At 32.6% G+C, this 16400-nt stretch carries 14 protein-coding genes and 1 tRNA gene; 8 read left to right on the top strand and 7 right to left on the bottom strand.

What is annotated here, in order from left to right:
* Positions 1-196 precede the first annotated feature (196 nt).
* Positions 197-877 carry a Crp/Fnr family transcriptional regulator gene (locus tag ACY3JO_RS09630; protein ID WP_463084776.1) on the top strand — a complete coding sequence of 227 codons (681 nt, stop codon included), beginning with the start codon at positions 197-199 and terminating at the stop codon, positions 875-877.
* 6 nt (positions 878-883) lie between these two features.
* Positions 884-1795: an RluA family pseudouridine synthase gene (locus tag ACY3JO_RS09625; protein ID WP_463084775.1), complete on the top strand. Its 912-nt coding sequence runs from the start codon at positions 884-886 to the stop codon at positions 1793-1795.
* On the opposite strand, the gene ACY3JO_RS09620 is transcribed toward ACY3JO_RS09625, so the two are convergent.
* The 3 genes from ACY3JO_RS09620 to ACY3JO_RS09610 are packed head-to-tail and all read right to left on the bottom strand — an operon-like array spanning position 1745 to position 4768.
* Entirely contained in the window at positions 1745-3508 is a 1764-nt protein-coding gene (locus ACY3JO_RS09620) for an Rqc2 family fibronectin-binding protein (protein ID WP_463084774.1), read from the bottom strand. The genes ACY3JO_RS09625 and ACY3JO_RS09620 overlap by 51 nt on opposite strands.
* 3 nt (positions 3509-3511) lie before the next feature.
* Positions 3512-4456: an aldo/keto reductase family protein gene (locus ACY3JO_RS09615; RefSeq protein ID WP_463084773.1), complete on the bottom strand. Its 945-nt coding sequence runs from the start codon at positions 4454-4456 to the stop codon at positions 3512-3514.
* A 15-nt stretch (positions 4457-4471) separates the two neighbouring features.
* A complete protein-coding gene (locus ACY3JO_RS09610; protein ID WP_463084772.1) occupies positions 4472-4768 on the bottom strand; it encodes a hypothetical protein in 297 nt (98 codons plus the stop codon).
* Here ACY3JO_RS09610 and ACY3JO_RS09605 point away from each other — a divergent pair.
* The 4 genes from ACY3JO_RS09605 to ACY3JO_RS09590 all read left to right on the top strand — a co-directional run bounded on the left by ACY3JO_RS09605 (position 4734) and on the right by ACY3JO_RS09590 (position 9239).
* Positions 4734-6104 carry an ROK family transcriptional regulator gene (locus tag ACY3JO_RS09605; protein ID WP_463084771.1) on the top strand — a complete coding sequence of 457 codons (1371 nt, stop codon included), beginning with the start codon at positions 4734-4736 and terminating at the stop codon, positions 6102-6104. The genes ACY3JO_RS09610 and ACY3JO_RS09605 overlap by 35 nt on opposite strands.
* Positions 6105-6201: 97 nt before the next feature.
* On the top strand, positions 6202-7446 hold the full coding sequence (locus tag ACY3JO_RS09600; RefSeq protein ID WP_463084770.1) for an ABC transporter substrate-binding protein: 1245 nt from the start codon (positions 6202-6204) through the stop codon (positions 7444-7446).
* Between the two features lie 63 nt (positions 7447-7509).
* The gene (locus ACY3JO_RS09595; protein ID WP_463084769.1) at positions 7510-8397 is read left to right on the top strand and encodes a carbohydrate ABC transporter permease; all 888 of its coding nucleotides are present in this window, start codon (positions 7510-7512) and stop codon (positions 8395-8397) included.
* A complete protein-coding gene (locus ACY3JO_RS09590; protein ID WP_463084768.1) occupies positions 8397-9239 on the top strand; it encodes a carbohydrate ABC transporter permease in 843 nt (280 codons plus the stop codon). Before ACY3JO_RS09595 ends, ACY3JO_RS09590 begins: the two co-directional genes overlap by 1 nt.
* A gap of 43 nt (positions 9240-9282) precedes the next feature.
* On the opposite strand, the gene glgP is transcribed toward ACY3JO_RS09590, so the two are convergent.
* Positions 9283-10995, bottom strand: coding sequence for an alpha-glucan family phosphorylase (gene glgP, locus ACY3JO_RS09585; RefSeq protein WP_463084767.1), 1713 nt, complete (start codon positions 10993-10995; stop codon positions 9283-9285).
* A gap of 264 nt (positions 10996-11259) precedes the next feature.
* Here glgP and ACY3JO_RS09580 point away from each other — a divergent pair, with 264 nt between their 5' ends.
* Positions 11260-12045, top strand: coding sequence for an SHOCT-like domain-containing protein (locus ACY3JO_RS09580; protein WP_463084766.1), 786 nt, complete (start codon positions 11260-11262; stop codon positions 12043-12045).
* Between the two features lie 99 nt (positions 12046-12144).
* Entirely contained in the window at positions 12145-14586 is a 2442-nt protein-coding gene (locus ACY3JO_RS09575; protein ID WP_463084765.1) for a beta-mannosidase, read from the top strand.
* Here the strand turns inward: ACY3JO_RS09575 and ACY3JO_RS09570 are convergent.
* The 3 genes from ACY3JO_RS09570 to ACY3JO_RS09560 form a co-directional block, all read right to left on the bottom strand.
* Positions 14563-15078 (bottom strand): archaemetzincin family Zn-dependent metalloprotease, encoded by a 516-nt coding sequence (locus tag ACY3JO_RS09570; RefSeq protein WP_463084764.1) that lies wholly within the window; start codon positions 15076-15078, stop codon positions 14563-14565. The two genes, ACY3JO_RS09575 and ACY3JO_RS09570, sit on opposite strands and share 24 nt — an antisense overlap.
* Before the next feature lie 61 nt (positions 15079-15139).
* Entirely contained in the window at positions 15140-16135 is a 996-nt protein-coding gene (locus tag ACY3JO_RS09565) for a glycoside hydrolase family 130 protein (RefSeq protein ID WP_463084763.1), read from the bottom strand.
* A 152-nt stretch (positions 16136-16287) separates the two neighbouring features.
* A tRNA-Asn gene (locus ACY3JO_RS09560) sits at positions 16288-16362 on the bottom strand.
* Between the last annotated feature and the right edge of the window lie 38 nt (positions 16363-16400).

Here is a 16400-nt window from a genome sequence, read left to right as displayed (position 1 = left end):
GAGAGAGTTTCTCCTTGTAATTCTTTTTAAGATACAAATGTAATTTTAGCAAATATACCCTTAATATACAAATTGAAAAAAATTTTCTTTTAATATCTAAAAATTAGTTTTTACCTTAATCTGAAAGATGGCAATTTAAAGGGTAAGAATTAAAAACAATGTGGTTTTTAATCCTTTATTATTATATAATTGAATTATGGATTTGAAGGAATTTCTTAAAAGAGTCCCTATATTTTCAGATTTTTCTGAAGAAGAATTAAATAAGCTATTAGAGATAGCTAAGAAAAAAGATTTTAAAAAGGACACTGTCATCTTCCAAAAGGACGAAACGGGTAATTTCTTCTTTTTGATATGTTCTGGAAAGATAAAAGTTATTTTGGAGACAGAGGAAGGTAAAGAAGGAATTCTTTCTATTCTTTATCCCACTGAGTTTTTTGGAGAGATGTCTCTTCTTGATGGTGAGCCAAGGTCTGCTACTGTAGTGGCCTTAGAAGATACAACAGTAATGATAATAAATCGAGAAGATTTCTTAAATCTACTTTATAATCATCCTCAAATAGCCCTTAAGATATTGAGAACTCTCTCTTTAAGATTGAGAAAGGCTAATAGGCAGATTGAAACTCTAATGTTTCTTGATGCTCCAGGTAGAATAGCCAGAGTGATAATTGATATAGCAATGGAGAGAGGTCATCCTATAAAGAATGGAATACTTATTGATTTGGATTTTACAAGACAAGAACTTGGAAATATTGTGGGTATTTCTCGAGAAACAGCAATTAGGGTGCTTAAATCTTTTGAAGATGAGGGTATAATAGATATTAAGAAAAATCATATTCTTATAAGAGATATCTCTAAGCTTAGAGAAAAAATATATTAATCAGGGATGGAAGAGTATCAAGTAATAGTAGAAAATAAGGATGAAATTGATAGAATAGATAAGTATTTAGTTAAAAAAGTTCATCTTTCCCGTTCTCAGATTCAAGATCTTATAGATAAAGGTTATGTAAAGGTTAATGGAGTTATAGTTAAAAGCAGTTATAAGGTTAAGCTTGGAGATATTATTAATGTGGTAATTCCTCATCCTGAAAATACTGAAATTATACCTAAGGATATACCCATTCAGATAATTTATGAGGATAATGATCTTTTGGTTATAAATAAGCCACGAGGAATGGTTGTGCATCCTGCCCATGGTCATTATCAAGATACGCTTGTAAATGCTCTTTTGTATAAAGTAAGAGATCTTTCAGGAATAGGAGGAGAACTAAGACCTGGAATAGTGCATAGATTAGATAAAGATACGACAGGACTTTTAGTGGTGGCTAAGAATGATTTTTCTCATCAAAAATTATCTGAGCAATTAAAAAATAGAACACTAAAAAGGGTATATTGGGCTTTATGTGAGGGGGAGATTCCTTGGGATGAAAAAAGGGTAGAGCTTCCAATGGCAAGGCATCCAGTTTACAGAAAGAAAATGGCTATAGTGTATAACGGTAAGATATCTATTACTAATTTTAAGGTTTTAGAAAGGTTTAAGGGATATACTTTGATATCTGCAAGTTTAGAGACAGGAAGAACTCATCAAGTTAGATTACATTTATCCCATTTGGGCTTTCCAATTGTAGGTGATGAGATTTATGGTAGGATTGATAAGAGATTTGGTGTGAGAGGTCAGCTTCTTCATGCGAAGGAGATTTCTTTCATACACCCGCGAACGTATGAAAGAATGAGTTTTTCTGTCCCTTTACCCTCTGACTTTGAAAGAGTCCTTAAACTCTTGAGACAAAAATATTAAGGCTTCTTCAGGTTTGGCAAAAATGGTTTTTTCATTTTTATATATTACAAAACCTGGCTTAGCTCCTTTAGGTTTTTGCACATATCTTCTGAAAGTATAATCAACAGGTACATAGGTGGAATTTCTTCCCTTACTAAAGTAGGCAGCTAAAGCTCCTGCTTCATATAAAGTGCAATCTGGAACTTCCTTATCTTGAGTCTTGATTATCACATGAGCACCTGGAATTCCTCTGGCATGTAACCATATATCTTCAGGCTTTGCTAAATTAAAAGTTATATAATCATTTTGTTTATTGTTCTTACCGACATAAATTTCAAAACCATCGGAACTTATAAATTTGTAGGGTTCCGATTTTTTGACTTTCTTTTGGCTTTTATCTTTATTTTCTTTTATATATCCTTCCTTTTCAAGTTCCTCTTCTATTTCCATTAGTTCTGAGAGGGAATTTGCATTTTCAATAGAAAATTCCAGAGTATTTAGATAAAACAATTCTTCCTCTAATTTACTTTTATAATCTTTCAAAATAGAGATTCCTCTTTTAAGTTTTTTATATTTTTTAAAATATTTTTGGGCGTTTTCAATAGCAGATAGACTTGGATCTAATTCTATTTCTATATATTCATTAGGATTATAGGGATTAAGAAAGGTTACTTTTTCAAATCCCTTTCTTATTGAGCTTTGGTTAAGAATAAGAATTTCTCCTTTTATTTTAAAGGTTTCTGCCTCTTCGCCTTCTTTTATTTGAGAATCTAACTCTTTTATTTTTTCCTCAATCTTTTCTATATTTGTTTTTATAATTTCCAACAATCTGTTTTTTTTCTGAGTGAATAATGCTTTTTCAAAGGCATAAGAATATATATAGTCTACCAATTTATAGACTTTATCAAACTCTTTTTTCTCTAAATCTTCATACTCTTTGAGGGAAAAAAGGGAGAAAGTAATAGGTTCACCATTTATTAGATAGGCGGTAGGTTTGAATTCTCTTCTTAATATTTTTTCTTTGATATTTAAAAGTCTTTGTTTTAATATATTTTTCTCTGTTAGAGTAAGTGTATTTGCTATCTTATTTCCTATATCTTCTATAATTTCATTTACTACATGAGGATTCATATGGGATATTTCTTTTAGTATGAGATCTCTTATTGGGATGTCCTTATTTAGAAGACTCTCAAGTTTGTTTTCCGTTAATTCTGAGATAGATATCTTTATGCTTTTAGGGGGATAAATATAGCTTGCTCCAGGTATGACTTCTCGAAATCTGTTTATCTCACTTGGAACATGTTTTATGGCATCTATTATTATATTATTCTCATTTACCAGTATGAGATTACTATATTTTCCCATAAGTTCTAATATTACTTTTTTACTTTCTTCAGGAAAGGTTTTAATCTTAAATTCTATAATTCTTTCTTGGGGTATTAGGGAATAATCTAAGATTCTTCCCCCCTCCAAATGTTTTCTTAAAAACATAGAAAAGGAGGGGGGTTTTGATGGATATGGGAAATTTTTTCTTGTTAACTGTATTCTGTATAATTGGGGATGAACAGAGAGAACTAAATTATATTTTCCATTATGAGGAGAATAAATTTCCCAAAATATATCAGTGCTTCCTATCTGATATATTTTTTCAATTATGGAATCGATTATTATATCTTTTGTTTCCTCATAAAAAACTTTTAATGTTAGTAGATCAAAGCTTACTTTTAAATTCATTTTTTATTTAGGTGCATTACTAAGAATCTTTTCTATTTCATCTAAAACATCAAGAGATAAAGTAATGTCACCTGCTTTCAATGTTTCTTTAAGTTGTTCGGGTCTTGTGGCACCTACTATAGCGGAAGTTATTTCAGATCTTCTTAATATCCAAGCTAAAGCAAGCTGGGACATAGTTATTCCTATTTCTTGGGCTAATTTTGTTAATTTTCTAACTTTTTCTATATTTTCTTCATTTAGTTCATTCCTAAGCCAATCGCTCCATTCTGCTCTGCTTCCTGCAGGGATTCCATTATTATATTTTCCAGTTAATATTCCTTGGGCAAGAGGAGAAAATACTGTAATACCTATTCCGTGTTTTGCACATGTGGGTATGATTTCTGGCTCTATGTGTCTATCCAGCATATTGTAGCGAGGTTGTTCTACTTGAGGTAAGTAAGCATTGTATTTAATGGCAGTACCTACTGCACTTTCAATTTGGGCAGCTGTCCATACACTGGTTCCCCAATATAATATTTTACCTTGATGAACAAGATCATCCATAGCTCTTACAACTTCATCGATGGGAGTTTCGGGGTCAAATCGATGACAGAAATATAGGTCTAAATAGTCTACTCCAAGTCTTTTTAGAGATCCATCTATGGATTCCATAATGTGCTTCCTTGATAGTCCCCGATCATTAATATTGTCACTCATAGGCCAGTATACTTTACTGGAGATAACAAGATCTTGTCTTCTAAAGTCCTTTAATATTTTACCGACTACCCTTTCTGCTTCTCCTCTTGCGTATACATCTGCAAGATCTATAAAATTTACACCATTATCTATTGCTGTATATATACATTCCCTTGTACGTTCATAATCTACCTTCTCTCCAAAGGTAAGCCATGCTCCAAGTCCAACTACGCTTAACTTTATTCCTGCTCTACCTAATTTTCTATATTGCATTTTGATAACCTCCTATTATGAATTTTTTATTTCTAAAATTTCTCCATTTTCAATTTCTTTTGAAAGTATACTCCAGTTTGTTGAAAACTCAATATGTAGTCTCATTAAGTTGGGACATTTTGTCCCTAATACATCTTTGTAGAGATCATATTTTATAATCTGATCCATTTCTCCAAATTCAGGATTTGCTTCTTCCTTGGGTCTTATTCTTACATCTATGATTTCTCCACATCTTTTACATTTTACTAATACAATGAAACTTTGAGATAGGGGGGTTGTGGAAGAGAAAAGTTTTTTAAGCCAATTAAACATTTTTCAAAGACCTCCATTTTTATTCAGATTTTTCATATTCTATTTTAACATTAATGAAGATATTATTGACAAATTAAACAGATTGTTGTTAAATTATAGTAGAATTATTTTCAATGAGGAACTAATAGAAAGGAAATTAGTATTTATGGTATTTATAAGGACAGGAAGAGGCGGTAGAGCGAATCAACAAAGGGAAGTTAATAAAACTATAGTTTTAAATGCTTTTTTGAGATGTAGAAATATCTCTCGTACTGAACTTGCCAGAAGGTTTAGTCTTAGTAAAAGTACAATTACAAGGCTTATAAACAGTCTTATTTCTGAAGGAATGATTGTAGAGATTCAACCTTATGTAACCAAGAGGATTGGTAGAAGGGCTATAATGTTAGGATTAAATCCTGATTATCGGAATGTTATAGCTATAAAAGTAGGTGTTACTCATTCTACTATTGCAAGGGTTGATTTCTCTATGAAAATAAGGTCTATAAAAAGTTTTGTAACGCCCAAAAATCCTAATGAGTTTATAGATAAAGTAGTTCAATATACAAAGGAACTGTTCCCTGATGGTCTTGGCAAGACTCACGCAATGGGTATAGGAATTCCTGGAATAGTAGATAATACTTTTAAGAATGTAGTAGTAGCTCCTAATATTAATTGGAGGAATTTACCCCTTGGGGATATGATAACAGAAAGATTCAGAAGGGAATTTTCTGTGGATATTCCTGTAAAAATGGATAATGAGGCAAATATGGCAGTGGTTGCGGAAGGAATGTTGGGAGAAAGAATAGAATTCTCAGATACAAATATTGTGTACATATTTATAGGAGAAGGTGTGGGAACAGGACTAATATTAGAGGGGAAACTCTATCGTGGGAAGGCAAATACAGCAGGTGAATTTGGGCATATGACAGTAAGTAGAGATGGAATAAAGTGTAAATGTGGAAATTTGGGATGTTGGGAAAGATATGCATCTTTGGGGGGTGATAATGCGAAAAAGGCTGGATTTGATCTTGAAAAAGAATTTGCTGAAATTCAAGATGAGAAAGCTTTAGATTCTTATATTGAGGATATAAGTATTGGAATAATAAATATAATAAATGGTCTTAATCCTGATGTAATTATCCTTGGTGGTCCACTTATAAAAAGCGATACAAGGGAGATTTGGGAAAATATAAGACAGAAACTTGTTGATATAGTAAGGCGAAAAAGTATAACTGAAGATGCTGGCAAAGTTAAGATAGAACTTACTTCATTCCTTGAATATCCTGCAGAGCTTATTGGGGCTGGTATTTGGGCTTTCTGGGATATTTTTGAAGGGCCTGTACTTTCAACTGTGTAAGATAATGTATATTTAAACCCCACAAAAAAAAGGAAGTGTCTATCCTAATATCCTTTATCCTTAGATTCAAAAATTCTATTTGGGGGGAGGTTTTATTATGTATCGTAAAATTTTAAGTCTTTTGTTAATCTTTTTTGTACTATTAACGTTTACATCCATTGCTCAATCAAAAGGTAAGTTAGAGATTTTTAGTTGGTGGACTGCAGGAGGAGAAGCTGAGGGACTTCAGGCTTTAATTGAAATTTTTCAGAAAAAATATCCTGGAGTAGAAGTTATTAATGCTACAGTGGCTGGAGGGGCTGGTGCAAACGCAAAAGCAGTTCTTAAGACAAGAATGTTGGGTGGAGATCCACCAGATACATTCCAAGTACATGCAGGGCATGAGTTAATAGATACATGGGTAAAAACAGGGTTTATGGAGCCTATAACCTTCCTTTATAAGCAAGAAGGTTGGGAGAAGGTAATGCCAAAAGGTATACTTGATATTGTGTCTTACAATGGACAGTATTGGTCTGTACCAGTAAATATTCATAGGGCCAATGTACTATGGTATAATAAAAAGATTTTTGCAGAGAGTAATTTTACTCCACCTAAGACTTTTGATGAGTTCTTTAAAGTAGCAGAAGCATTGAAGGCTAAAGGAATTACACCTTTTGCCCTTGGAACAAAAGATGGATGGGAAGCTGCTCATGTATTTGAGACTGTATTGATTGGAAAACTTGGTGCTGAGGGATATAAGGGATTATGGAACGGAAAAACAAAGTGGTCCGATCCTAAGGTGACTGATGCTTTGGAAACTTTCAAGAAGATGTTAAGTTATGTAAATTCTGACCACTCAGCAAGAACATGGGATGAGGCTTGTGCATTAATTATAGATGGTTCTGCAGCTATGACTATAATGGGAGATTGGGCTGTCGGTTATTTCTATGCTAAGGGATTTGAAGATTTTGGATGGGTTCTTGCTCCTGGTAATGCTGGAGTTTTTGATGCTTTATCTGATAGTTTTGGACTTCCAAAAGGAGCTAAAAATAGAAATAATGTTATAGCCTTCTTGAAAGTTCTTGGATCAAAAGAAGGGCAAGAAGCTTTTAACCTTAAGAAAGGATCAATTCCAGCAAGGACAGATGTTGACAAATCTAAATTCTCAGCTTATCAGAGATCTTGTATGGATGATTGGTTAAAGCATAAGATAGTTCCAAGTGTAATGCATGGAGCAGCCGCCTCTGAAGGATGGGTAACAGAATTTAAGGATGTGATTTCCCTCTTTGTGGTAAGGCCAGATGTAAAGACTACTCAGAAGGCTCTTGTTAATGTGGCTATTAAAAATGGAGTAAAACAATAAGAGAATTTTTAAGGGGGAAGAGTAAAACTCTCCCCCTGATAACTTTTAAGGGTGGTGAAGAGATTGCAAAAGGATAAATTGTATTCTTTTCTTTTTATTCTTCCATCAATCATATTGATAGCTATTTTTGTGTATTTTTTTATTTTTTGGACTGGATTTATTTCTCTTACTGATTGGAATGATATATTTCCAAATTTTAATATCATTGGATTGAAAAATTATATAGAACTTTTTCAGAATTTTCGTTTTCAAATATCTATGAAAAATACACTGGTTTTTACAGCTCTATTTCTCATATCATCTTTAATTTTAGGTTTTTTCCTTGCCATCTTTTTAGATCAAAAGATAAAGGGAGAAAACATATTTAGAAATATTTATCTTTTCCCCATGGCTATATCTCTTGTAGTAACAGGTGTTGTTTGGAGATGGATATTAAATCCTGGTACTATAAATAATCCTATTGGGCTAAACCAAATCTTGGATAAAGTTGGGCTTTCTTTCTTAAAAAGTGGCTGGTATACAGATCCCAAAATAGGAATAAAGGCTGTAGTTATTGCTGCAGTATGGCAAATGTCAGGATATGTAATGGCTATGTATTTAGCTGGAATAAGAGGAATTCCAAATGAATTATTTGAGGCAGCTCAGGTAGATGGAGCTAACATGTGGCAAGTTTATCGTTATATAGTTTTACCTCTTTTAAGGCCAATAACCTTGGGTGCCATAATAGTTTTAGGCCATATATCTTTAAAGATTTTTGATTTGGTTGTTGCGATGACAGGTTCTGGAGCAGGTTTTTCTTGTGATGTTCCTGCCTTATTCATGTATGATACAACCTTTAGAGGAAATCATTTTGCGCAAGGGGCAAGTATAGCAATAATTCTTCTTTTAATGGTAGGGGTTTTGATTATTCCTTATCTAAGATATAGCCTCAAATCGGAGGTTAAAAGATAATGAGATTAGGAAGATTATTAATATATTTTTTCCTGATACTTTTTGCAATCTTTTACTTGACACCGGTATATGTGCTTGTAGTTACGAGTCTGAAAAGTTTTGCAGAAGTTGATCTTAAGACCATGTGGAGACTACCCAAAACTATTAGTTTTGAAAGTTTTATACAGGCATGGAAAGGAGATCCAAAGAGAGGACTTAGGGGGCTTGCACAGAATTTTATGAATAGTGTTTATTTGGTTATTCCTGCCACTATTCTTTCTGCCTTCTTGGGTTCTATGAATGGTTATGTACTTACAAAATGGAGATTTAAAGGAGCAGATATAATTTTCCCTATGCTTTTATTTGGTATGTTCATACCTTATCAAAGTATTCTTATACCTTTAGTGGAGGTATTACAGAAGATAAAACTTTATAGTACTATTCCAGGTCTTATATTTGTGCATATAGTATATGGTATTCCAATAACTACCCTAATTTTTAGAAACTATTACTTTACTATTCCTTCCGAACTAATAGAAGCTGCTAAAATAGACGGAGCTGATTTTATTGGTATTTATAGGAGAATTGCTCTTCCTATTTCAATGCCTGCATTTGCTGTGGTTATGATATGGCAATTTACTTCCATATGGAATGATTTCTTATTTGGACTTGTAGTTGCCCCTAATCCTTCTGTTCAGCCTATTACAGTAGCTTTGAATAATCTTGCAGGAAGTTATTTTGTACAATGGAATATTCAGATGGCAGGTGCTTTAATAACAGCTTTGCCCCCTCTTTTAGTATATATATTTCTTGGTAGATATTTTATGCGAGGCTTGCTATCAGGTTCTTTGTCAGGTGTTTAATAAGAAAGAGGGGAGCCTTTAATATAAAAGCTCCCCTCTTTATTTATCTATTTTTAAAATATGCTTCTGTAATATATCTCTTCATCATCCTATGCGTATTGAAGTATGAAGCTAAATTAGAGATAGAGTTTTTCATGGTTTTAATCCAATCATCGCAATGATGATAATAGGTTGGTAAAATTATATATTCAGGCTTATTATATAAATCATCAATTTCTTCTTGAACATGATTTTCTAAGCTTTTTTCCTCCAATGGTGAGGGACCAATGGACCAACCAGTATATCCTTCTACATGGCCTTCTATCCACCAACCATCCAGTACACTAAAGTTAATTACACCATTATGAGCAGCCTTCATACCACTGGTACCTGAAGCTTCTAATGGTCGTTGTGGGGTGTTTAACCATACATCTACACCTGCTACAATTTTTTTAGCCATATCCATATTATAGTCTTGTAAATATACAATTTTGATATCTTTTTCTAATTCTTTGATGTATTCATATATTTCTTTAATTAGTTTTTTACCTTCTATATCTTTGGGATGAGCTTTACCAGCATAAACAATCTGAATAGGTCCTTTTCTTTTTACCTTTTTAAGTCTATTAATGTCAGAAAATAAAAGATGGGGTCTTTTATATGCTGTAGCTCTTCTTGCAAAACCTATTGTTAACACATTTTCTTCAAATTTTACTCTTGTTTGGGCATATATATAATCTATAAGTTCCCTTTTAGCTCGTTGATGGGCAAGCCAAATTTCCTCATTTGGAATAAATTGGGCTCTTGTAAGAAGTTCGGGTTCAGTTGCCCATCCTGGAATATATTTGTCAAAAAGTTCTCGAAATGGTGTAGATGTCCAAGTAAAGGAATGAACTCCATTAGTTATGGCATATATTCTATGGCCAGGGAACATGGAAAGAGATATTTCTTGATGTCTTTTTGCAACACCGTTTACATATCCAGAAAGATTTAAAGCAAGAAGAGTCATATTAAGAACATTTTCTCCTGCGAATTTTTTAATTAAATCTATAGAGATATAATTTCCCAAAATTTTTGAAACAAGATCATATGTAAATTTATCATGTCCAGCCTCTACAGGAGTATGGGTTGTAAAAACACATTTCTCCTTAACATTTTCTACAACTTCTTCTAAGGATTTACCATTATTTAATTCATCTTTTAAAAGTTCTAAGGTGAGAAGAGCAGAATGTCCTTCATTTAAATGATATTTTCTAATTCTAAGTCCTAACTCTTTTAATACTCTTGCTCCACCTATTCCCAATACTATTTCTTGCTTTAGACGATAGAATAGATCGCCACCATAAAGGACATCAGTAATAGTTTTATCTTCTTCTGAATTTTCTGGTAGATTAGTATCTAAGAATATGACAGGTACAACATGTCCGTGAATAGACTTCCAATAGTATACCCAAGGTTGAATATATACTTTTCTACCTTCAATTTCAACAAAGGTTTTAATTGGAAGAAGAGACATATATTTTTCTGGATCCCAGGTAGCTGGTTGTTCTATTTGAGTACTATCTTTTTCTATTACTTGTTTAAAATATCCTTTTCTACTTATCTGAGTAACCCCAATAAATGGAATGTTTAAATCAGCAGCTGTTCTTACTGTATCACCTGCTAGAACACCTAAGCCTCCACTATATGTTGGTATATCAGAGGTTAAAGCTATTTCCATAGAGAAGTAGGCGATAACCTCTTCTTTTTTTAAACGGTCAAATATGGCTGTATTCAATCTCTCATACCTCCCTTTTTTGTTTTAAATTCTTCTTAATAATATAACAAAAATCATACAACTTCAAATAGGTAAAATTAAATGAATATTAGGAGATAACGAATTTTTGTTAAGTCTTAACACATGTTAGTTATGTATAAAATATTTTACTTATAGCAATAATAAAATAAAAAATATAAATTTATAGATCTAGATGTTGAAAAATATAAAATCATATTTTACAATTATTAAAAATCAGTTTTAGGAAATGGAGGTATATAAAATATGGATGATGAATTAAAAAGAATTTTAAAACTTTTAGAAGAAGGAAAAATAAAAGCTGATGAAGCTGAGAAACTTATTGAGGCTCTTGAGGAAAGGAAAGAATCAAAGAGAAAGGATAAATTTGGGTTTGTTAATGTAGGAGAGATTGTAACCGATGCTTTAACTTCTGCTTTTTCCATCATACCGGGCGTTATAGTAAATAGTATGAAGGGAATAAAGCATGTAGATGAGGAATATAAATGGTCAGAGGATAAACCATTATTTTTAGAGATTACAGCAGGTAATTTAGATGTAGATGTTTGGCAAGAAGAAAAGATAAGGATAAAGGGAGAAGGTGTATTCATTTTAGAAGATAATTTGATTAAATTTTCTGTAGGAGATTTTAATTTGAATTTACCAAAATTAAACACGGTTAAGATGAAAGTTTCCGCAGGGGATATAAAGGGAAAATTAGTTGCGAAGGAAAGTGAGATTATCATAAAAATGGGTGATGGCGACTTATATATAGAGAGTGAGAAATTTAAGGCTGAAGTAAATATGGGAGATTTAGATATTGTCTTTGCTAAAGCTCCCTCTCAAGGAGAATTAACTTGTAATACTGGAGATATGTCCATAGTACTTCCTGATGATTTTGATGGAAAATTAGTAGTAAAAGTTACAATGGGTGAACCATCTATCGAAAGAAGACCAGATATGATTGTGAAAGGTGATACATATATATATGGGAGTGGTGAGAAATCAGAAATTATTATAAGATGTTCAATGGGTAATATAAATATTAAATGAATTTATTATCCTAATACTTCCCTAAGGAGGTTTTGATTTTTACAAGTTAATAAGTTATACTAAACAAAATTTTTATACCTTAGGGGAGGATTTTTGGTTATGGATGTCATTAAATTAGATGGTGAATGGGAGTTTAGAAATACAAAAGAGAGAAAATGGCTTAAAGCTAAAGTACCAGGTTGTGTTCACTTAGATTTAATGGATAATAATTTAATACCAGATCCTTTTATGGGGGAAAATGAACTAAAGGTTCAATGGGTTGAGGAAGAAGATTGGATATATAGGAAAAAATTTAATATAGATAAGAATTTCTTAAAACATTCTGCTATAGAGTTGGAATTTGAAGGAATTGATACCTTTTCTGAAGTTTATCTCAATGGGAAGAAAATAGGAGAAACAGATAATATGTTTATTCCTTGGTGTTTTGATGTAAAAAATATATTAGTAGAGGGAGAAAACGTTCTTGAAGTGAAGCTTTTGTCACCTACAAAAACGCTTAAAGAAAGAGCAGATAATTATCCATATAAACTTCATGGGGGAGATTTTTCTCCCCGAGTTTTTGGTAGAAAGGCTCAATATTCCTTTGGATGGGACTGGGGGCCAAGACTTGCTACTTCAGGTTTGTGGAAATCAGTAAAAATAAAGGGTTGGGATAAAGCGAGAATTTTAGATGTATGGGTTCCTTTAAGGAATTTAGGTAATCCTGCTCATATAAATCTGGAGCTTGATATAGAGCTTCAACAAACTATGAGTGTGGATGTGGCGTTTAGGATCTCACATAAAAAGCCTGTTTTGGAACAAAGATTGAGATTTACTCTCCCAGAAGGAAGAGTATTTTTAAAGATACCATTAACTATAAAAGATCCTAAACTTTGGTATCCGCAAGGATATGGTGAACAGAACTTGTATAAAATACAACTGATTCTTTTGGATGAAAAAGGTGAGGTTTTAGATAAAATAGAGGAAACCTTTGGAATAAGGAAAATAGAGCTATATACAAAAGAAGACGAAAAAGGTGAATCTTTTATTTTCAAAGTAAATGATGTACCCATATTTGCTAAGGGGGCAAATTGGATACCAGCGGATAGTTTTCTTTCAAGATTAAGAGAAGAAGATTATAGATTTCTTCTTACAAAAGCTAAAGAAATGGGAGCTAATATGCTTAGAGTTTGGGGTGGTGGAATATATGAAAATGATATATTTTACGATTTGTGTGATGAACTTGGCATAATGGTTTGGCAAGATTTTATGTTTGCATGTGCGGAATATCCAGATGATGAGAAATTTTTAGAAGAAGTACAAAAGGAAGCAGAATTTGTTGTTAAGAGATTAAGAAATCATCCTTCTATTGTTTTATGGTGTGGTAATAATGAGAATAATTGGGGCTATGTAGCAAAATGGTGGGGTGAAAGAGATAAGTTCTGGGGAGAGGAGATATATAGTAAAGTTTTGCCAGATGTATGTGCAAGACTTGATTTAACAAGACCATATTGGCCAAGTAGTCCTTACGGTGGAAGGTATCCAAATAGTGAGGAGGCGGGAGATAGGCATAACTGGGATATATGGCATGGATGGAAAGACTTTAAAGAGTATCTTAAAGATAATTCCAGATTTGTAAGTGAGTTTGGAATGCAGGCTCCTCCTGTTTCAGAGACTATTAGAAAGTTTATTACTTCTGAGAAAGAATATCATCCTCAAAGTAGGGAAATGGAATTTCATAACAAGGCTTATGAGGGTACAGAAAGAATTATAAGGTATATTTCTAGTTATTTTAAAATTACATCTGATATGGATGATTACATATATCTTTCTCAAATCATACAAGGATTAGCATTAAAAACAGGAATAGAACACTGGAGAAATAATAAGTTCCATACTGCAGGAACACTGATATGGCAACTTAACGATTGTTGGCCAGTAGTGAGTTGGAGCATAATCGATTATTATAAAAACTTGAAACCTTCTTACTATTTTGTAAAAAGGTCTTTTAAGAATCTGAAAGTAAATATAGAACCAAGAGACGGCAAACTTTTAATCTTTGTAGTTAATGATACCTTGCAACATTTTGAGGGTAAAATAGAATATGCATTTAGTACTTTTAAGGGAAAAAGAAGAGGTAAGAAGGAAATCGCCCTTGAACTTTCTCCTAATACATCTCTAAATGCTATATCAGTTTCTTTGGAGGAAGTAGATAAATATGGAGAATTTTTCTATGTACAACTTTTTGATGAAAAGGGTAATTTAGTTGATCAGAACGAATATTTCTTTGTTCCATTTAAACATTTAGAACTTCCTAAGGCAGAAGTTATTTATACTGTAGAGGAGCTTGACGAAGAAATATATAGAGTATTGTTAGAAAGTGATTTTATTGCTTTATTTGTAGCATTGGAACTTCCAAATGCGGAATGGGAAGATAATTATTTTACTATTTATCCCAAAGATAAATATGAGGTAATTTTTAGAGCTCCCTATACTCTTAAAGAAATAGAAGAAAATTTAGAAATTAAAGGCTTGAATTTAAAAAAGGTAAGAAAGGCTTAATTTACAAATAGGACAGAAATTATAGCTTTTTCTATCAGTATCTGATATAGAATTAGAAAAACACATGACACACTCTGGGTTTGGACAATGGGGAAGACCTAGAGTGTGTCCAAGTTCATGGATCGATTCTTTTAAGGTACGGATATATAAGATTTCTTGATTTTTAGGTAGTCCGTAGAAACTATTATCTAATCGTGCTATACTTACTAAGGCTTCTTTTCCTTTAAGTTTTGCTTGTCCAAATATAAAATTAAGTCCATGGGTATATAAATCCACATTTGTAATTCCGAGGACCTTAAAACTATCGGGTATCTTTAATTTGTTAAGTATGTCAAGTAAAGGTAAAGAGAGATATTGATTTCTTTCAGGATTATAAGTATTGCTTGGTATAGGTAAGCTAAAGTATGTTTTTACAGGAAAAGGAATAATCTTAGGAAGATTTACTGAAAGGAAGTCTAAAATATCTTTATCTATATTATCAAAAGGAACCAAATATATAAATTTTTCCATTTTTTATAAAGAGGGAGAGGAATTACTCTCCCTCTTTTTATTTTTATTCATATTTTATTCCATCTTCTTTTAGAAAATCAATTATCTCATCCACATATGCAAAGGCAAGAGCAACTACTGTATCCGCACCGCCATAATAGATGGCAAGCCTGCCTGTCTCAGCATCACATAAGGATGCACAAGGAAATGCTACATTAGGTACATCTCCTACACATTCATAATATTCTTGAGGGGAAAGCAGATAAGAACGAGCTCTATATTTTACTTTCCATGGTTTTTCTAAATCTAAAAGGGCAGCACTAAAGCTGTATACATAACCATTACAAGAAAGTAATACTCCATGATAGATTAAGAGCCAACCCTCACTAGTTTCTATAGGAGTGGGACCTGCTCCTATTTTAAGGGATTGCCACCCAGTAAGTCCTGCTGACATAACAAATCTATGACAACCCCAATGGATCATGTCTGGACTCTCGCTATAGAATATATCTCCAAAAGGTGTATGACCTCTATCAGAAGGTCTGCTTAGCATGGCGTATTTGCCATTTATTTTTCTTGGGAAAAGTACTCCATTTCTATTGTAAGGTAAGAAGGCATTTTCTAATTGATAAAATTCCTTAAAATCAAAGGTATATCCTACTCCTATGGTTGGTCCATGATAACCATTACACCATGTAATATAATATCGATCTTCAATATAAGTAACTCTTGGATCATATTTGTATTCACTTACTAATGGATCCTTAGCTTCTTGTATGAAGTTAATAGGTTCCTCTTCAATAGTCCAATTAATTCCGTCATCACTAAATCCAGCGTGCAAGTTCATTGATCTTGCTTTGTCGTCAACTCTAAAAACTCCTGCAAATTTTCCATTAAATGTAACTACTGCACTGTTAAATATACTGTTTGCTCTTTTAATATGGTTCCTTTTGATGATGGGATTCTTAGAATATCTCCATACCACATCATTACAACCTTTTGGGCGTTCTTCCCAGGGTAAATTTGGAATCTTTTCTCCAATAATTTGGACTTTACCCATAATTTAAGACCTCCTTTTTTTCTATTTATGTTAACTTAGGTGTTCTATTAAGTCAATAAATATCAGTGAAAATAGTAACATAAAAATGGGGTTTTAATAGTTGAAATAAATAATAAATTAGATTTGATTTATGAGGATAATAATGAAAAAATTGGCTCCTCGGGCAGGATTCGAACCTGCAACCCGCCGGTTAACAGCCGGCCGCTCTACCGTTGAGCTACCGAGGAGCGAATAAGTTATCGTTGTAAAAAATTATATAAAAAAC

It is taken from the genome of Dictyoglomus sp. LHC4 (genome assembly GCF_055181355.1).
The sequence above is the reverse complement of the archived record's forward strand: the minus strand, read 5'-3'. Positions and strand labels throughout refer to the sequence as shown.

Excerpts from the sequence above, each read along its gene's own strand:
- ACY3JO_RS09630 (WP_463084776.1), top strand. The coding sequence starts at position 197 with ATGGATTTGAAGGAATTTCTTAAAAGAGTCCCTATATTTTCAGATTTT.
- ACY3JO_RS09625 (WP_463084775.1), top strand. The coding sequence starts at position 884 with ATGGAAGAGTATCAAGTAATAGTAGAAAATAAGGATGAAATTGATAGA.
- ACY3JO_RS09620 (WP_463084774.1), bottom strand. The coding sequence starts at position 3,508 with ATGAATTTAAAAGTAAGCTTTGATCTACTAACATTAAAAGTTTTTTAT.
- ACY3JO_RS09615 (WP_463084773.1), bottom strand. The coding sequence starts at position 4,456 with ATGCAATATAGAAAATTAGGTAGAGCAGGAATAAAGTTAAGCGTAGTT.
- ACY3JO_RS09610 (WP_463084772.1), bottom strand. The coding sequence starts at position 4,768 with ATGTTTAATTGGCTTAAAAAACTTTTCTCTTCCACAACCCCCCTATCT.
- ACY3JO_RS09600 (WP_463084770.1), top strand. The coding sequence starts at position 6,202 with ATGTATCGTAAAATTTTAAGTCTTTTGTTAATCTTTTTTGTACTATTA.
- ACY3JO_RS09590 (WP_463084768.1), top strand. The coding sequence starts at position 8,397 with ATGAGATTAGGAAGATTATTAATATATTTTTTCCTGATACTTTTTGCA.
- ACY3JO_RS09580 (WP_463084766.1), top strand. The coding sequence starts at position 11,260 with ATGGATGATGAATTAAAAAGAATTTTAAAACTTTTAGAAGAAGGAAAA.
- ACY3JO_RS09575 (WP_463084765.1), top strand. The coding sequence starts at position 12,145 with ATGGATGTCATTAAATTAGATGGTGAATGGGAGTTTAGAAATACAAAA.
- ACY3JO_RS09565 (WP_463084763.1), bottom strand. The coding sequence starts at position 16,135 with ATGGGTAAAGTCCAAATTATTGGAGAAAAGATTCCAAATTTACCCTGG.